This is a genomic window from Collinsella sp. An307 (genome assembly GCF_002161805.1).
In the GTDB taxonomy this organism is placed as follows: domain Bacteria; phylum Actinomycetota; class Coriobacteriia; order Coriobacteriales; family Coriobacteriaceae; genus Coprousia.
Map to the genome: position 1 here is coordinate 99,339 of NZ_NFIP01000001.1, position 17,644 is coordinate 116,982.

Genomic DNA, 17,644 nt, shown 5'->3' on the forward strand with positions numbered 1-17,644 from the left:
GGAGGTTTTATATGCTCGTCAATGCAGCAGAGATGCTCAAGAAGGCTGAGGCCGGCAAGTACGCGCTCGGCGCCTTCAACACCAACAACCTGGAGTGGACCCTCGCCCTTCTCCAGGCCGCCGAGGAGGCCAAGAGCCCGCTGATCATCCAGTGCACCGCTGGTGCCGCTAAGTGGATGGGCGGCTTCAAGGTCTGCGCCGACATGGTCAAGGCCGCCGTCGAGGCTAGCGGCGTGACCATTCCCGTGGCGCTCCACCTCGATCACGGTTCGTATGAGGACTGCTTCAAGGCCATCGAGGCTGGCTTCACCTCCATCATGTACGACGGCTCCCACGAGGAGACCTTCCAGCTCAACCTCGACCGCACCAAGGAGCTCGTCGAGCTCGCCCACTCCAAGGGCCTCTCCATCGAGGCTGAGGTCGGCGGCATCGGCGGCACCGAGGACGGCGTGACCTCCAACGGCGAGCTCGCCGATCCGGCTGAGTGCAAGCAGATTGCCGACCTGGGCGTCGACTTCCTCGCCTGCGGCATCGGCAACATCCACGGCGTGTACCCCGAGGATTGGGCCGGTCTTTCCTTCGAGCGTCTCGGTGAGATCAAGGAGCAGGTCGGCGACCTGCCGCTCGTTCTCCACGGCGGCTCCGGCATCCCGGTCGACCAGATTCAGAAGGCCATCTCCCTCGGCGTTTCCAAGATCAACGTCAACACCGATCTCCAGCTCGTCTTTGCTGCGGCTACCCGCAAGTACGTCGAGGCTGGCAAGGACCTCGAGGGCAAGGGTTTCGACCCGCGCAAGCTCCTCAAGCCCGGTCGCGACGCCATCGTCGAGAAGACCAAGGACCTCATGGAGGAGTTCGGCTCTACCAACAAGGCGTAAGGTCTGACTGAAACCCTTGGTGGAATCCCCCGAGAGTTCCCACGCGAACGCCCTCGGCCTTTGGCCTGCGGAATGTTCGCTTAGGGAATCTCTCGGGGGATTCCCGCGTTTCAGGAGACCGGTTGCGGTAGGCTAGAAAAGACGCTGTCTGCGAAGGAAGCCCTGCGGGGTCCTTCTGTGTTGCGGGCGACGGCGTTATGAGTGAGGGGGGAGAGGCTGCTGTGGCGGTTGAGACGGTTTATCCCGAGGCGGGCGAGCTTGTCTGCGAGGGACCGGTGGGGTTCACCGATGAGGTGTCCAACGACGATTTCCGCTATCTCGATATCGGGCTTCCGCCCGAGATTGCGCGCCTAAAGGCGGCCGGGCACCTTACCGAGGCTCGCGATGCGTGCACGCGCCTGCTTGAGGCGGGCTGCGAGCGCGAACTGGCGGCGTGCCTGCGCGCCGAGCGCCACCGCATGGGCCGCCTTGCCGAGGACTTCTGCGTGCCGCGCGCCTCGGCCATCGCCCAGATCCGCCGCGAGTGGCCCGACTTTACCGAGCAGGCCTTCGACGACCTTATCGCCCGCGGCCGCATCGACTGGCGCTACGTAGACGGCGAGCTCTGCGTACTCGGAAACTTCCTCGATTCGCTGCGTGTCTACCCCGCCGAGGTGCCCGGTCTTGCACCCGAGCCGCCGCTCGACACCGCTACGCGCGACCGCATGCTCGCTTCCATGCGCGCGGAGGGTGCCGCCGAGCGCGAGATAACGCTTCGCGCAATCCTCGAGGTGCCCGCAGCACTGCCGGGCGAGACCGTTCGCGCCTGGTTGCCGCTTCCCGCTGCTTGCGCACTGCAGGGCGACATCGAGATTCTCGACGCCACGCCCGGCGCACGCATCGCGCCCGCGACCGCACCGGCGCGCACGGCCTTCTGGGAGTCCGATACCCTTCGTTCGTTCACGGTCACCTACCGCTACCGCGCCCGTGCCCCCTACGTTGACGCCTGGGCGGGCGACGTGCGGCAGACGGAGCGCATCGGTAGCGACCCCGAGCCCACGCCCGAGGACCTCGCCGAGTTCCGCCCGCACATCGCGTTCACGCCCTATCTGCGTGCGCTCGCCGCGTCGCTCGTGGAGGGCATCGACCGTCCGCTCGACCGGGCGCGCGCCATCTACGACTACGTGACCCGCCACGTCGACTACCGCTACCAGCCCGCCTACGCGCAGCTCGACGCCATCGCCGACTCCTGCGCCAAATCGCTGCGGGCAGACTGCGGCATCTTTGCCCTCACCTTCATCACGCTCTGCCGGATCGCCGGCGTGCCCGCGCGCTGGGAGAGCGGCCTCTACGTTGCCTGCGACCACGTGGGTCCGCATGACTGGGCGCGCTTCTACACGCCCGAGGCGGGTTGGCTCTGGGCGGACTGCTCCTTTGGTTCCTCGGCACGCCGCGCGGGCGATGAGGAGCGCCGGCGCCATCATTTTGGCAACCTTGACCCGTGGCGCATGGTCGCCAACCGCGCCTTCCAGGCGGAGCTCGACCCGCCGGCGGATGGCGTGCGATGGGACCCCTACGACAACCAAATGGGGGAGGCGAGTGTGGACGGCCGCGGCCTCGACGTGCGCGAGATGCGCCGCGCCGTGGAGCTCATCGAGATGCGCGAGGTTTAATGCCGGCAGCACCGATGTGTTGTGGTACGATAGTCCGGCGAAAAGCCTGAGTGGCGGAATTGGCAGACGCAGTGGACTCAAAATCCACCGATGGCGACATCGTGAGAGTTCGAGTCTCTCCTCAGGCACCACGCAAACCCAAGGGCCCTTCGGGGCCCTTTTGCGTTTGCATTCCGCCCATTCGGTATTGGTTATAAAAATAGTATCAATTTCTCGTCCAGACGCAGCTGACGATGTGTTAAGCTAGCGACACGCCTCGAGAGGACCCGTTCGGGCGAGGCTAAAACCGTCTGGTACCTGCAACGAAAAGGAGAACACCATGAAGTTCGTTTGCCCTGTCTGCGGTTATGTTGAGGAGTTCGACGGCGAGGAGCTTCCCGTCGATTTCAAGTGCCCCCAGTGCGGCGTCTCCGGCGACCGCTTCACCAAGATGGGCGGCGAGATGACCTGGGCTGCCGAGCACGTCGTGGGCGTCGGCTCGCTCCCCGAGGTCCCCGAGGACATCGTGGCTGACCTGCGCGCCAACTTCGAGGGCGAGTGCTCCGAGGTCGGCATGTACCTCGCTATGGCCCGCGTGGCCCATCGCGAGGGCTATCCCGAGATCGGCCTCTATTGGGAGAAGGCCGCCTTCGAGGAGGCCGAGCACGCCGCTAAGTTCGCCGAGCTCCTCGGCGAGGTCGTGACCGACTCCACCAAGAAGAACCTCGAGATGCGCGTCGAGGCCGAGAACGGCGCCACCGCTGGCAAGTTCGACCTCGCCAAGCGTGCCAAGGCTGCTAACCTCGATGCCATCCACGACACCGTGCACGAGATGGCTCGTGACGAGGCCCGCCACGGCAAGGCCTTCGCCGGTCTGCTTCAGCGCTACTTCGGCTAAGAGCCGCTCACGCGCTTAGCAACATATCCGCGCAACGCAAAGGGTGCGCTCCGGATCGGTCGGGGCGCACCCTTCTTTCGTTGCCTGCGGATTTGCCGTCGCAGAAAGGCTGCTAATCCCGCTCGCTCTACTGCTCCGAGCTCACGTAGCTCTCGTCAACGGTGATGACGCAGCGGCAGCTCGGATAGTGGTCGCGCACGATGTCGTCGATGCGGCGCTTGAGCTGGCTCTCGGTGATGGCAAGGTCGTGCGGCCGCACGCAATCGAAAATCACGTTGGAGTGCGTGGGGCCGGGGACGGTCCTCAGGTCGTGGATCGAGAGGCGCGGGTCGATGATCTTCACGGCCTGGTTGATCCAGTTGCGCATGTCGTTCACCTCGGGGTCGTCGGTGACGATGGGATCGTAGTGCAGGGTCACGATCATGCGGTCCTCGGTCTTAAAATCCTGCTCGATGTTATCGATAAGGTCGTGGCTCTCCATAGGGTTCGCCTCGGCGGCCATCTCCACGTGCGCGCTTGCAAACTGCCGGCCCGGGCCGTAGTCGTGCACCATGAGGTCGTGGGTGCCGAGCACGCCGGGGTAGCTCATGATCTTCTTCCGGATATGCTCGATGAGCTCGGCGGAGGGCGCTTGCCCAAGGAGCGGGTTCACCGTCTCGCGCACAAGGCCAATACCGCTCCACAGGATAAAGAGGCCCACGGCGGTACCCACCCAGCCGTCGAGGTCGAGCCCGGTCAGGTGCGCAATAACGGCGGAGGCGAGTACCGCGCCCGTCGAGATGACGTCGTTGCGCGAGTCCACCGCGGTTGCCTCGAGCGTCTCGGAGCCAATGCGGTGTCCGATGGTGCGGTTGAAGACAGCCATCCAGAGCTTCACGACAATCGAGAGAACAAGCACGACCACGAGCGCGGCCGAGAACTCGACCGGGGTGGGCGAGAGGATCTTCTCGATCGAGGACTTGATAAGCTCAAAGCCAATGGCAAGCACGAGCGCCGCCACGATGAGGCCCGAGAGGTACTCGTAGCGGCCATGGCCGTAAGGATGCTCGGGGTCGGCGGGGCGGCTTGCCAGCTTGAAGCCAAGCAGGCTGATGATGTTGGACGAGGCGTCCGAGAGGTTGTTCACCGCATCGGCGACGATGGAGACCGAGCCCGAGATGAGGCCCACCGCGCCCTTGGCAAGGCAGAGGGCGACGTTGCAGATGATGCCCACGGTGCCCGCAAACTGGCCATAGCGGGTGCGGACGGCGGGGTCCTGGGTGTTCTCGGCGCCGGGTACAAAGTGGCCGATGAGCCAATCGATCATGAGGTCTCCTTCAATATGAGACGCCGCGCGGGCGCTGGGCAGCCGCGCGGCGATGGTGTGCCATGCTACGATAGTACAAGCCGCGCCATCGCGCCATACAAGAGCGCCACCGGCTTGTTTTGTCACACACGCGTTGCGCCTTGTCGGCGGGCGCGTTTTGTCGTCTCCACCTTGCTCGGCGCGTGAGTATCATGTCGTTGCATCGTCACGTTCTCGTAGTTGGCTGAAAGGTGATTCATGATTCCAGACCAGCAGGGCCTTCCCGAGGGCCTGCCACGTTTTCGGGGCAACACGCACGCCCATTCCACCAATTCGGACGGACGTCTCGCGCCTGAGGCGGTGGCAGAGGACTTCCGCGCGCACGGCTATGCGTTTCTGTGCCTGACCGACCACGATTACTTCACTGATCCAGCTGGTGCCTACGACACCGACGGTTTCATCGTGCTGCCCGCTATCGAGGCGTCGGCGTACCTCTATGCGGATGAGGCGCGCACTGCGCTGCTAGCGTGTCACCATATGACGGGCATTCTCGGTACCGACGAGATGGTCGCCGCTGCCCCTAGTCGGTTTCACGACGGCGAGCGTCTCGAGCCGCTCTGCTACTTTGGCTCATGGGACGGCGCTGCCGCCGCTCGCGAGCTTGTGGCGCGTCTTACCGACCGCGGTTGCATTGCGATTTACAACCATCCCATCTGGAGCAGGGTAGCGCCCGCAGACGTGATGGGGCTCGATAACATTATCGGAATCGAGGTCTTCAATTATGACACGGTGAACGAAGCCGCCGAAGGCGAGGACACCGTTTTCTGGGATCTTATGCTGCGCCATGGCGCCCGCCTGGGCGGTATCGCTGCAGATGATTCGCACCACACGGTTGATTTTGATGACGTTTTTGGCGGTTGGATCGTGGTCGCGGCGCCTGAGCTCACGCGCGACGCAATCGTTCGCGCTCTTATCGAGGGTGCTTATTACGCGAGTTCGGGACCTAAGATTCACCAGTTTGGGGTAGACCACGGTGTCGCGTGGATCGAATGTGACCCGTGTGAGCGCATTGTCCTCGTTGCGGGAGGGCCCATTGGCGGCAACGTCGCGCGCATCGCACCGGCGGGCGAGCGCCTCACCCGCGCGGAGTTTGCGCTCAAGGGAACCGAGACGTACATTCGCTTTGAGTGCGTGGATGATCGGGGGCGCCGTGCCTGGACGAACGCTCTGCGCTGAGTGTCCCTACTCTGCTCGCATGAAGACGAGGGTCGTGTGCGCGGCAGGCGTGCGCGGGCGAGCGACGGTTGCCGAGAGCTCCGGTACCAAGCGGTAGCCCACATCGAAGCGCTCGAGCTCGCGGGCGTCTGCAACGCTGTGCTCCGCCATCCATCGGACCATAGAGCCGCGCGCGATCTTGGACGCCGTCGCGCGCTGGACCGGTTTGCCGCTGCGCAAAGCCTCGCCAAAGATGCAGGTAACCACCTGTGCGCTGGGCGAGAGGTGGGGGAGGACGGCGCGCGCGTACTCCACGCTCGCAAGGTTCACTACCGTGACGACCCCGCCGTCTGTCGCGGCTGCTGCGTCGCGTTCCTCAGCATCGCCTGCGCTTGCGGCCCTGCCGTCACTTCGGGCATCACCCTCAATCGCACGCGCCAGCTTGTCGTCCCAGAACGCATAGAGGTCGCGCGCCCCGCCGACGGCGAGCTTTGCCCCCATCTCGAGCCGGTAGGGCGCCACCGCGTCAAAGGGCCGCACGCAGCCGTAGAGGCCCGAGAGTATCCAGAGGTGCTCCGCCAGCCAGGCGAGCGCATCCTCGTCCATAACCTCGGGCGCCATGCTGCGGTACTGGATGCCCACGTAGGAAAAGACAGCCGCACTCACGCGTCTCGCCACAGCGGCATCGTCGAGTGCGTCCACGTCCGTCACGGACGCAAAGTCATACAGGCGCTCGACATTTTCGGTAAGGAGCTTCTCGTTCACACCCCAAAGCGTCCGCAGGCCCACCGGCCCCTGGGTGCGCTCGATGTCGCAAAGCGCCCGCCAGAGCCGCTCCGTCTCCCGCGGATACGGCGGGATCCCCTGTGGAGCAAAGGCGTCGCGCGCCACGCGCATCTGCTTGGCGGGGGAGATGATGACCTCGAGCACGGTTCCTCCTCAATACGCATGCGGGACGGCTAATCCGTTTCTTTATAGCATTTATCCCTGTCTAGGATCTCGTGAGCGCATCCGCCCATATAGCGCAAAGGCCCCGCCCCCCTTGCATAAGCGCGCATCCGCGAAGCGCTGCGCGCGTTGCAAGAGGGCGGGGCCTCAAGCTACGTGGTCGTCTGTGCCTACGCGCGGCCGATAAACGCCTTGTAGCCCTTGTACGCCTCGTAAACGTCGGCCTTGTTGGTGACCTCCCAAAGCGAGTGCATGCTGAGCACCGCCACGCCGGAGTCGATCACGTCCATGCCGTACTCGGCGAGGATGTAGGCGATGGTGCCGCCGCCGCCCGCGCCAATGCGGCCGAGCTCGCAGGTCTGGAAGTCAACGCCTGCCTCGTCCATGATGTCGCGCACAAGCGCCATGTACTCGGCGTCAGCGTCGTTGGAGCCGCCCTTGCCACGGGAACCGGTGTACTTGTTGAAGCAGAGGCCGTGGCCCATGATGGCGGCGTTCTTCTTCTCAAAGCGGTCGGCGTAAAGCTGGTCAAAGCCGGCAGATACGTCGGAGCTGAGCATGCGCGAGTTCGCGAGCGCACGGCGGAGCGCCAGCGCGCTGCCCTCGCCGGCGAGCGCCATAATCTCGGCCACGGTGTTCTCAAAGAAGCGGCTCGTCATGCCGGAGGCGCCCACCGAGCCGATCTCCTCCTTGTCGACGAGCAGGCACACGCTCGTGCGCTCGACCTCGGCCACGTCAAGCTGAGCGGCGAGTGAGGTGTAGGCGCACACGCGGTCGTCCTGGCCATAGCCCAGGATCATCGAACGGTCAAAGCCCATCTCGCGTGCGGCACCGGCGGGCACGACCTCGATCTCGGCGGAGAGGAAGTCCTCCTCGTCGATGTCGTACTTCTCTTTCAGGATGTCGAGCAGGTACTGCTTGACGGGCTCCTTGGCCTCGTCGTCCTTCTGCTCGTCAATCACCACAGGGCGGCCGCCCACGATGACGTCGAGGTTCTCATGGTCAACGGCCTCGGCAGCGGGCTTCTTCAGCTGGTCGCTTGCCAGGTGGATGAGCAGGTCAGAGACGCAGAAGACCGGGTCGTTCGCGTCCTCGCCCACGCACACCTCAACGGTGGTGCCGTCCTTCTTGCAGATGACGCCGTGCAGCGCGAGCGGGGTGGCGACCCAGTGGTAGGCCTTCACGCCGCCGTAGTAGTGCGTGTCGAGGTAGGCCATGTCGCCCGCCTCGTAGAGCGGGTTCTGCTTGAGGTCGAGGCGCGGGCTGTCAATGTGCGCGCCCAGGATGTTCATGCCGCTCTCCATAGGCTCGGTGCCGAGGTTCACGAGCATGAGGGTCTTGTTATGGCAGGTGGCGTAGACCTTGTCGCCGGCCTTGAGCTCACGGCCGAGGGCCGCGGCCTCCTCGAGCGAGATGTAACCCGCCTCGCGCGCGGCGGCCACACCTGCGACCACGCACTCGCGCTCCGTCTTGTTCGTGCTGATAAAGGCGCGGTAGTCGCCGCAGAGCTGCTCGAGCTCGGCCACCGCCGCGTCGTCGTACTTCTTCCAAGCGTTCGGACGCTCCATAGAGAAACCTCCTTGTTCTGCTAACAGATACCGCACGCCATGGTAGCACGGCAGGATGGGAAAAAGGTGCTAGTGCTGTCACAACATCACATCTGATTGAACGCGTGTGTCCGCATGCGTTGATTGCTCGTTGTCTCAACAGATTGAATGTATATCTTTTTCTTACGCTGTAGGAGAATGTAAGTCAACCGATCAAGCGGCATCTTATTCGGAAGGATTGCGTATGAACAAGCAGCAGCTGGCTTCGAAGATTTGGGAGTCCGCCAATAGGATGCGCTCGAAGATTGAGGCGAACGAGTATAAGGACTATATCCTGGGCTTCATCTTCTATAAGTTTCTCTCTGAGACTGAAATTGCTCGCCTTAAGGCGAAGGATTTCTTGGAGAGCGACCTTCCGACCTTGCGGGAAGAGGACTCCGAGCTGGTTGAATTCGTTAAGGATGAGTGCGGTTACTTCATCTCTTACGACAACCTGTTCTCAACATGGCTTGCCAAAGGTAAGGATTTCGGGATTGAGAACGTTCGCGATGCGCTTTCGGCGTTTGATCGCAATATCAACAAACCGCAGCGTCGTGTGTTCGACGGCGTCTTCGACACTCTCCAGACGGGACTATCGAAACTCGGCACCGATGCACGGAGCCAGTCCAAAGCGGTGCGTGATCTCGTGCAGCTCATTCGTGACATCCCTATGGATGGTCGTCAGGACTATGACGTACTTGGCTTCATCTACGAATACCTGATTTCTAACTTCGCTGCGAACGCAGGTAAGAAGGCGGGCGAGTTTTACACCCCGCACGAGGTCTCTCAGCTCATGAGCGAGATTGTTGCATGGCATCTCAAGGGCAGAGGCGAGATCAACATCTATGATCCGACTAGCGGATCGGGCTCGCTGCTCATCAATATCGGCAAGGCCGTTGCCCGTCTTAACGGAAACCCCGACTCCATCAAATACTACGCGCAGGAACTAAAGGAGAACACCTTCAACCTCACGCGCATGAATTTGGTGATGCGCGGCATTCTGCCGGATAACATCGTGGCGCGAAACGGCGATACACTGGAAGACGACTGGCCATGGTTCGAATCGGACGAGACCAAGGAAGAGACCTATGAGCCGTTGTTCGTGGATGCCGTGGTGTCCAATCCGCCGTATTCTCAGCGTTGGGATCCTCAGGACAAGGAGCTAGACCCGCGGTTCGAGTACGGTATCGCGCCCAAGTCAAAGGCGGACTACGCCTTCCTGTTGCATGATCTCTACCACCTTCGCCCTGATGGCATCATGACCATCGTCTTGCCGCACGGTGTGTTGTTCCGCGGCGGCGAGGAGGGCGCTATTCGCAAGAACTTAGTGGAGAACCGTCATATTCAGGCGATTATCGGTCTCCCGGCAAACATCTTCTTCGGTACCGGCATCCCCACCATCATCATGGTGCTGCGTAAGAATCGCCCGGCAGGCGAGAGCGATGTGCTCATTGTGGATGCATCCAAGCATTACGTTAAGGCGGGGAAGAGCAACAAGCTCCAAGCGAGCGACATCAAGCGCATTGTTGATGCTGTGACGGGCAATCGAACAATCGAGGGGTTCAGTCGCCCTGTATCGATTGAAGAGATTCGGGCAAACGACTACAACCTCAATATCCCGCGCTATGTGGATTCGTCGGAGGCACCTGAGACTTGGGATGTGTACGCATCCATGTTTGGCGGTGTTCCCAAGGCCGAGGTTGCTGCATTGGATCGGTATTGGGCGGCTTGGCCGTCGCTCAAGTCTGAGCTCTATATGGACGAGGGCGGTTGTTGCCTAGATCCGAAGAAGGGCGATCTTGCAGAGATGGTTCGGTCTAACGCTGACGTTCAGGCGTTCGTAGACGATTTTGATCAGTCACTGCTTGACCTGCCGAACGAACTTCGTTCTGTACTTATCAACAATCCCATGACGGTGGATGTGCTTGCCGAAGAGGGTGCGGTGAACAGGATTATTGAGCGAGCCATTGAAAATCTGCCACTTATCGATCCATATAACGCGTACCAATGTCTCGATGACGCATGGCAGGGTATCGCCATTGACTTGGAGATAATTCAGACTGAGGGTTTCGAGGCAGTACGCAAGGTCGACCCGAACATGGTCATAAAAAAGGTCAAGGGAGTTGACACCGAAGTTCAAGATGGATGGACGGGCCATGTGCTTCCCTTCAAGCTGGTGCAAGAGCAGCTGCTCTCTGATGATCTTTCGAAGATTAAGGAGAATGAGGGGCGTATCCCTCAGATTGATCAAGAGCTCTCCGAGCTGCTCGAGAACATGGATGAAGAAGATAAGGGATCGACCGACGCCGTAAACGATGAGGGGGATTCGTTTGTCACTGCTGCGCTCAACAAGGCAGTTAAAGCTTTGAAGGGCCAAGCAGAGTCAGATTTCGATCAAGCGCTTGTTCGGGCAAAGATGCTGAGTGACGAACAGAAGCGAGTAAAAAAGCAGATAAAATATGCTCGTTTTGAGCTGGAAGAGAGAACGAGGAAGGTAATGGCGTCGCTCACGGACGAGCAATGCCGCGCGCTGCTTGAGGAGAAGTGGATCAACCCTCTAATGGCCGGCCTTAATTCTCTTTCTCAAAACGTGATTGACGAATTCGTTGCCAAGGTACGGACGCTAAATGAGAAGTATGCGACCACCTATGCAGATGTGTGCCTTCAGATTGATGCAGCGGAAAAGGAGCTTGTCCAGATGCTTGGGCAGCTCACGGGTAACGATTACGACATGGCAGGCATTCAGGAGCTCATGAGCCTGTTGGGCGGTGAGTGACGTGACCGAGAAAGCTATGGTGCCGAGAATCCGTTTCAAAGGTTTCACTGACCCTTGGGAACAGCGTAAGTTAGGCAACTGTGGGACAACCTATAGCGGTCTGAGCGGTAAAACCAAAGAGGATTTCGGTCATGGCAACGCCAGGTTCGTTCCGTATACCAATGTCTTCGACAATCCCCTGACGGACACAGAGCGGCTCGAGGCAGTCGAAATAGATTCGAGCCAAAATAAAGTTGCGTATGGTGACGTGTTCTTCACCGTGTCTTCTGAAACGCCGGATGAAGTTGGTATGTCCTCCGTTTGGCTCTCTGACCAGGATGATGTTTACCTCAACAGCTTCTGTTTTGGATACAGACAAGATGCAACGTTTGACCCGCATTACCTAGCCTACATGCTCAGGTCAAGTTCGATTCGTTCCGATCTCACTCTGCTGGCTCAGGGGATCTCTAGATTCAACATATCCAAGAACAAGGTGATGGAGTTGAGCGTTGCTGTTCCGTCTGCGGCAGAGCAGAAGCAAATTGGTCAATACTTCGCCCACCTCGACAGTCTCATCACCCTTCATCAGCGTAAGTATGACAAGCTTGTTCAGATGAAGAAGGCTCTTCTTGACAAGATGTTTCCGAAAGCCGGCGAGTGCGTTCCAAAAATCCGCTTCAAGGGTTTCACTGACCCTTGGGAACAGCGTAAGTTAGGCGAGCTCTGCACTATTTCTAAGGGGCATGGCTACAGTAAAGCTGACATTAGGGATGCTGGCACCCCACTGATCTTGTATGGACGCCTGTATACCCAATATGAATCACGTATTGAGGGCGTGGACACTTTTGCCGTTGAGCAAGAGGGATCGCTTCTTTCGAAGGGTAACGAAGTAATCGTTCCTGCATCCGGGGAAACGGCAGAAGACATTGCCGTTGCATCATCCGTGCGCAGGTCAGGAATCATTTTTGGAGGCGATTTGAATGTCGTTACTCCAGTAAGCAAGCTTGATCCAGACTACACCGCGCTTGCTATAACGTACAGCAAAGCTCATGACGATTTAGCAAAGCGAGCACAAGGAAAATCAGTCGTACATGTCCATGGCAACGATATCGCCGAAGTTGAAATCTCTTACCCGTCGGAAAGCGAGCAGAAGCGCATATCTACGGTCGTTCTCGGTCTCGACAACCTCATCACCCTTCATCAGCGTAAGTTGGAATTACTCAAGTCCGTCAAGAAATCCCTCCTTGAGGGTATGTTTGTATAGGGGTTAACGAGGAGGTTTCTAGTATGGATCGCAAAAGATTGATGGAGGAAGCCATTCATTCGGGAGAGATGGAAGGTGCCTACGTCTCTGAAGAGTTCCGCAAGGACGCAGACGAGTACGTCAAGGGCGATATTTCCATTGAGGACTTAATGAGAAGGACCAAGCGTCGCTGGATAGTTGAGCGCAAAGAGGCTGCTCATGTCGGATGAGTTTGTTGACCCTTATATCGACCCTGCGACTGGGGTTTTGAAGAATCTCGTCGGCGCTGAGAGCTATGACGATCTTGCTCGCGCGGAAGGGGAACTTGCTTCCATGCGGATGGGCGAGCTATTCGAGCAGGGGAGCTTTCATCCAACTGGGACGCTCGAGGACTTTCAGCATATCCATCGCTGGCTCTTCCAAGACATATACGCTTGGGCAGGATGTATCAGGACTATCGAAATCCGCAAGAACACAGAGGACGCCGAGTTCTTTCTTCCCTCTGTCAATATCGAGATGGGCATGGAGTGGTCGCGCTCGAAACTTGAGCATGACGGCATGCTCAAAGGATTGAGCCAAGATCGATTTGTCGAGCGTTTGGCGTATCACTATGACAATTACAACTTCGTTCATCCTTTCCGCGAGGGGAACGGTAGGACACAGCGCGTGTTCTGGACGCTGCTCTGTCATGATGCAGGTTACGACCTTGATTGGCGCTTGGTTTCTGGTGTAGAGAACGATGAAGCAAGCCGGCTTGCGGCGGAGGATAGGGACTACTCGGCGCTTATTGCGATGTTCACGCGCATCGCGAAGCCTTGTGATCCGGCAGTTCCGATTAACAAAGAACTTGCTCCGGGCCGACACCTGAAAGATTGAGGGGATTGGTCTGTCCAGTTACTTACGCTGATGAAGGGTGATGAGGGAGTCGAGGCTGCGGAAGAGGGCGCCGATTGCGCGCTGCTCCTCAAACTCTGGCTCCACAACAATCGTTGAGCTGATTGATTGCTTCGATAGACTTGGTAATCCGGTTGATTCATTCTTCGATTTCCAGTCGACCTTCAGGAAGAGGCAGAAGGCAAAATCGAGATCAACTCTTGGTCGAGGAACTGAATAAAACAGCGTGTCAACGGTCCAAAACGGCGCATACAGGATATAGGGGTTGTCAATGGTCCCTTTCCTGCCGATTCCGATTGCGTCATCAGAAGATGAAAGAGCATCAGACACGCTCGTCATATAACCACCGGTCCCGTATACCGGAACATCCCCTGAAGGCAGATGCTTATAATCCTTGCCACTGCAAACGTCAACAACCTCCCCCAGCTCACGCTGTTCCCAAGCAGGAAGCTTAATTCGAGTAGATAACGGGGCTCTCGCTTGGGAACAGCGTAAGTTAAATGAATATCTTGAAACCTCAAGAGAGAAGAATGAGTCTTGCCGTTTTGGCAAGGACGATGTTCTTTCAGTCTCGGGCGACTATGGGATCGTTAACCAGATTGAATTTCAGGGCAGATCGTACGCTGGCACATCCGTTGCAAATTATGGTGTTGTCCATAAGGGCGATGTCGTATATACCAAATCGCCATTGAGGAGCAATCCATACGGGATTATTAAAACCAACAGGGGAAATGACGGTATTGTTTCGACTCTCTATGCCGTTTACCATCCGACAGAGAAGACTCATCCCGACTTCGTGCAGGTATATTTTGAGCAGAATGCGCGTATGAATAATTACATGGCGCCATTAGTCAGCAAGGGTGCCAAAAACGATATGAAGGTGTCAGCCGAGAATGCACTAAAAGGTGCGGTAACTTTTCCCGGAATCAAGGAGCAAGAAGTAATCGCGTCTTATTTCTCTCAACTGGACGATCTCATCACCCTTCATCAGCGTAAGCAAAAAAACGGTTTGACGGTCCACAAAGTCGCCGTTTACCTATCTCTGAGCTGTGAAAGAGGGGGTAACGGTAGAATGGGAAAAACTAACTACGAATAATCTGCCTGTTCGTTCTGTATCAGGGAGGACTTCTCATGGTCTTCGAGAATGAAGCTCAATTTGAAGAGGCTCTTATCGGCGTGCTCAAACAGCACGGATGGACTGACGACGTGTTGCGTTATCCGACGGAAGAGCAGCTTCTTCAAAACTGGGCGGACATTCTCTTCCGTAATAATTCAGGTATTGATCGACTCAACGGCTGCCCGCTAACCAAGAGCGAGATGGCTCAGATAATCGAGCAGGTGGAGACGCTTAAAACGCCCCTTGCGCTCAATTCGTTCATCAATGGCAAGACGGTGTCTATTAAGCGCGACAATCCCGACGATGTAGCCCATCTTGGCAAAGAGGTCAGCCTTAAAATCTATGACCGAAGGGAAATTGCCGCAGGCAATAGCAGCTACCAGATTGCCCAACAGCCCGTTTACCGTGCCAAGAACAAGTTACTGAACAGTCGACGGGGCGATATCTGCCTGCTCATCAATGGTATGCCGGTCATTCATATCGAGCTTAAACGCAGCGGGGTGCCGGTGAGCCAGGCGTGCAGCCAGATTGAGAAATATGCTCATGAGGGGGTCTTCTCGGGCATTTTTCGACTTGTGCAGATTTTCGTTGCCATGAATCCGGACGATGCGGTGTATTTTGCCAATCCCGGTCAGGGAACGTTCAATCCGAGCTATTTCTTCCACTGGGCGGATTTCAATAACGAGCCGATTTGCGCTGGTAAGCATTCGGGCGCAGATGAATGGAAGCGGTTTGCATCGCTTCTCCTCTCTATTCCTATGGCACACCAGCTCATCGGATTCTATACGGTTGCGGATAGTTCTGACGGCTGCCTGAAGGTACTGCGAAGCTATCAGTACTACGCTGCCAGCGGCATATCCGATAGGGTGCGCAAATGTGACTGGGACGAGCCGGTTCCCATGGGCCAGCCTGGAAGGCCTGGTGGATATGTCTGGCATACCACTGGCTCCGGAAAGACCATGACGAGCTTCAAGTCGGCGCAGCTCATTGCTGACTCAAAAGATGCGGATAAAGTTGTCTTCCTCATGGATCGCATCGAGTTGGGAACCCAATCGCTCAAGGAATACCAGTCTTTTGCCGATGATGCCGACGATGTCCAAGGAACCGAGAACACAGGCGTGCTTAAGGCGAAGTTGGATGATCCGGACCCGTCTAACACGCTTATCGTCACCTCGATACAGAAGATGAGCAATATCAAGGCGGGGAAAGGCAAAATCACCCAAGCGGAAATTGACCGCATGGCCAGCCGGCGCATCGTTTTCATCATCGACGAGTGCCACCGTTCCACCTTCGGGGACATGCTCCAAGATATCCGCCGATCGTTCCCAAACGCGCTCTATTTTGGATTCACTGGGACGCCCATTCTTGATGAGAATCAGAAGAAGAACTCTACGACTTCCATGATCTTTGGGTCATGCATTCACCGATACAGCATTGCCGACGGTATCCGTGACGGCAACGTATTGGGCTTCGACCCCTATATGGTTACTACGTACCGTGACGATGATGTGCGCGAGGCTGTCGCGCTCGAGCGCGCCAAGGCCAAGGACGTGTCCGAAGTGTATGGCGACGCCAAGAAGGCAAAGGTGTTCGAATACTACATGGATTCCTCGAAAGTTCCCATGGGTCCCATGGTGGCGCCTGATGGAACGCATATCAAGGGTATCGAAGATTACCTTACTGCGGAACAGTACGCTCCCGGTACGCCGCATGAGGACATGGTGGTTGCGGACATCATCGATCGGTTTCCCGTACTTAGCCATGGGAACAAGTTCCATGCGATTTTCGCTACAACTTCAATCTCCGAGGCTATCAGCTACTATCGCCTTCTGAAGGCGCACGCGCCGCAGCTCAACGTGACGGCGCTCTTCGACCCGAACATCGACAACAATGATGGCGCCACTATCAAAGAAGATGCGCTGGTTGAAATCGTCTCCGATTACAACGCCGCATATGGCAAGGAGTTCACAATTCCAACGTGGGCAAGCATGAAGAAAGACATCTCGGCGCGACTTGCACACAAGAAACCCTATGTGAATATCGATGCTAAACGCGAGGGACGCATCGACATTCTCATCGTGGTCGACCAGATGCTCACAGGTTTCGATTCCAAGTGGGTGAACACGCTTTATCTTGATAAGGTTATCGATTACGAGAACATTATTCAGGCGTTCAGCCGCACCAATCGCCTCTTTGGACACGAGAAGCCCTTTGGCGTGATTCGCTATTATCGTAAGCCTCACACCATGAAGGGCTTTATCGAGGCGGCGGTCAAGCTCTATTCAGGTGATAAGCCCCTCGACCTGTTTGTCTGCAAGCTGCCGGAGAACATTCTTTCTATGGATGCTCGCCTGATGGAGATCGAAGCAGTGTTCGAGGCTGCAGGCGTTCCCGACCTCTCGCGGCTGCCCGATTCCGTTGAGGCGTGCAAGAAGTTCGCCAAGGACTTCGCTGAACTCAGCGAGTTTCTAGAAGCCGCGAAAATTCAAGGGTTCTCATGGGATCAGCGTACGTATGAGGTGTGGGACGAAAACGGCGACACGGTATTCGTGGAGCCGACTATAGACGAACAGATCTATCTAATCCTTGTTCAACGTTATCGTGAGCTTGGAGGAGGGCCGGGACCCGGGTCGGAGCCAAGTGCCCCTTATGACCTTAAAGGCTATATCACGGCAATTGATACAGGGCACATCGATACTGACTACATGAACGCCAACTTTACCAAGTGGCTCAAAGCGCTCGCTCAGGGGGACGAGGAGCTGGAGAGGGCGGAGAAAGAGCTTCACCGCTCTTTCGCGGCGCTCACGCGGGAAGAGCAGAAGATCGCCGAGGTATTCCTCCATGATGTTCAACGCGGTGACGTGGTGCCCGAGGAGGATATGACGTTGCGCGACTACATCACCGCCTATGCCAAACGGGCAAAAGACGATCAGTTTGAGCGCGTCTCGGAGCTTCTTGGATGCAACAAGGACCTTCTCATCGAGATGTGCAGCGCTGACTTGCGCGAGGACAACCTCAACGAGTTTGGACGCTTTGATCGGCTTAAAAAATCCGTCGACGTGTCTAAGGCGCGCGCCTACTTCGAGGAGAAGGATGGCACATCCCTGCCCCCGTTCAAAGTGAATATCCTCGCAGCCAACCTGCTCAAGCATTTCGTGCTTAACGGTGGAGTGGACATTGCCTAACCCGGCGGT

At 57.8% G+C, this 17,644-nt stretch carries 14 protein-coding genes and 1 tRNA gene; 11 read left to right on the plus strand and 4 right to left on the minus strand.

What is annotated here, in order from left to right; translation table 11 throughout:
- Nucleotides 1-11 precede the first annotated feature (11 nt).
- From fba to B5F89_RS00410, 4 genes are all read left to right on the plus strand, one after another.
- Entirely contained in the window at nt 12-878 is an 867-nt protein-coding gene (fba, locus tag B5F89_RS00395; protein ID WP_087429837.1) for a class II fructose-1,6-bisphosphate aldolase, read from the plus strand.
- 197 nt (nt 879-1,075) lie between these two features.
- Nucleotides 1,076-2,530, plus strand: a complete 1,455-nt coding sequence (locus tag B5F89_RS00400) for a transglutaminase-like domain-containing protein (protein WP_239286602.1) — start codon at nt 1,076-1,078, stop codon at nt 2,528-2,530.
- A gap of 44 nt (nt 2,531-2,574) precedes the next feature.
- Nucleotides 2,575-2,661: transfer RNA gene (locus tag B5F89_RS00405), tRNA-Leu, on the plus strand.
- A gap of 188 nt (nt 2,662-2,849) precedes the next feature.
- Complete coding sequence (locus tag B5F89_RS00410; protein ID WP_087429839.1) at nt 2,850-3,407, plus strand: ferritin family protein; 558 nt, start codon at nt 2,850-2,852, stop codon at nt 3,405-3,407.
- 127 nt (nt 3,408-3,534) lie between these two features.
- Here B5F89_RS00410 and B5F89_RS00415 read toward each other — a convergent pair whose 3' ends face one another.
- On the minus strand, nt 3,535-4,713 hold the full coding sequence (locus B5F89_RS00415) for a cation diffusion facilitator family transporter (protein ID WP_087429840.1): 1,179 nt from the start codon (nt 4,711-4,713) through the stop codon (nt 3,535-3,537).
- 237 nt (nt 4,714-4,950) lie between these two features.
- On the opposite strand from B5F89_RS00415, the gene B5F89_RS00420 reads away from it, so the two are divergent.
- A complete protein-coding gene (locus tag B5F89_RS00420) occupies nt 4,951-5,928 on the plus strand; it encodes a hypothetical protein (RefSeq protein WP_087429841.1) in 978 nt (325 codons plus the stop codon).
- Between the two features lie 6 nt (nt 5,929-5,934).
- Here the strand turns inward: B5F89_RS00420 and B5F89_RS00425 are convergent, their stop codons facing one another.
- Nucleotides 5,935-6,837 (minus strand): YaaA family protein, encoded by a 903-nt coding sequence (locus B5F89_RS00425; protein ID WP_087429842.1) that lies wholly within the window; start codon nt 6,835-6,837, stop codon nt 5,935-5,937.
- Nucleotides 6,838-7,025: 188 nt separating this feature from the next.
- On the minus strand, nt 7,026-8,423 hold the full coding sequence (locus B5F89_RS00430; RefSeq protein ID WP_087429843.1) for an aminopeptidase: 1,398 nt from the start codon (nt 8,421-8,423) through the stop codon (nt 7,026-7,028).
- A 223-nt stretch (nt 8,424-8,646) separates the two neighbouring features.
- Here B5F89_RS00430 and B5F89_RS00435 point away from each other — a divergent pair, with 223 nt between their 5' ends.
- The 4 genes from B5F89_RS00435 to B5F89_RS00450 are packed head-to-tail and all read left to right on the plus strand — an operon-like array spanning nt 8,647 to nt 13,315.
- Complete coding sequence (locus B5F89_RS00435) at nt 8,647-11,217, plus strand: type I restriction-modification system subunit M (protein ID WP_087429844.1); 2,571 nt, start codon at nt 8,647-8,649, stop codon at nt 11,215-11,217.
- 1 nt (nt 11,218) lies between these two features.
- Entirely contained in the window at nt 11,219-12,460 is a 1,242-nt protein-coding gene (locus tag B5F89_RS10015; protein WP_158098374.1) for a restriction endonuclease subunit S, read from the plus strand.
- A gap of 23 nt (nt 12,461-12,483) precedes the next feature.
- On the plus strand, nt 12,484-12,669 hold the full coding sequence (locus tag B5F89_RS00445; RefSeq protein WP_087429845.1) for an antitoxin VbhA family protein: 186 nt from the start codon (nt 12,484-12,486) through the stop codon (nt 12,667-12,669).
- Entirely contained in the window at nt 12,659-13,315 is a 657-nt protein-coding gene (locus B5F89_RS00450) for a Fic family protein (RefSeq protein ID WP_087429846.1), read from the plus strand. Before B5F89_RS00445 ends, B5F89_RS00450 begins: the two co-directional genes overlap by 11 nt.
- 18 nt (nt 13,316-13,333) lie before the next feature.
- On the opposite strand, the gene B5F89_RS00455 is transcribed toward B5F89_RS00450, so the two are convergent.
- A complete protein-coding gene (locus tag B5F89_RS00455; protein ID WP_087430104.1) occupies nt 13,334-13,789 on the minus strand; it encodes a restriction endonuclease subunit S in 456 nt (151 codons plus the stop codon).
- On the opposite strand from B5F89_RS00455, the gene B5F89_RS09935 reads away from it, so the two are divergent.
- Nucleotides 13,728-14,429, plus strand: coding sequence for a restriction endonuclease subunit S (locus B5F89_RS09935; RefSeq protein ID WP_204230528.1), 702 nt, complete (start codon nt 13,728-13,730; stop codon nt 14,427-14,429). The genes B5F89_RS00455 and B5F89_RS09935 overlap by 62 nt on opposite strands.
- Before the next feature lie 35 nt (nt 14,430-14,464).
- Nucleotides 14,465-17,635, plus strand: coding sequence for an HsdR family type I site-specific deoxyribonuclease (locus B5F89_RS00465; protein WP_087429847.1), 3,171 nt, complete (start codon nt 14,465-14,467; stop codon nt 17,633-17,635).
- Nucleotides 17,636-17,644: the final 9 nt, after the last annotated feature.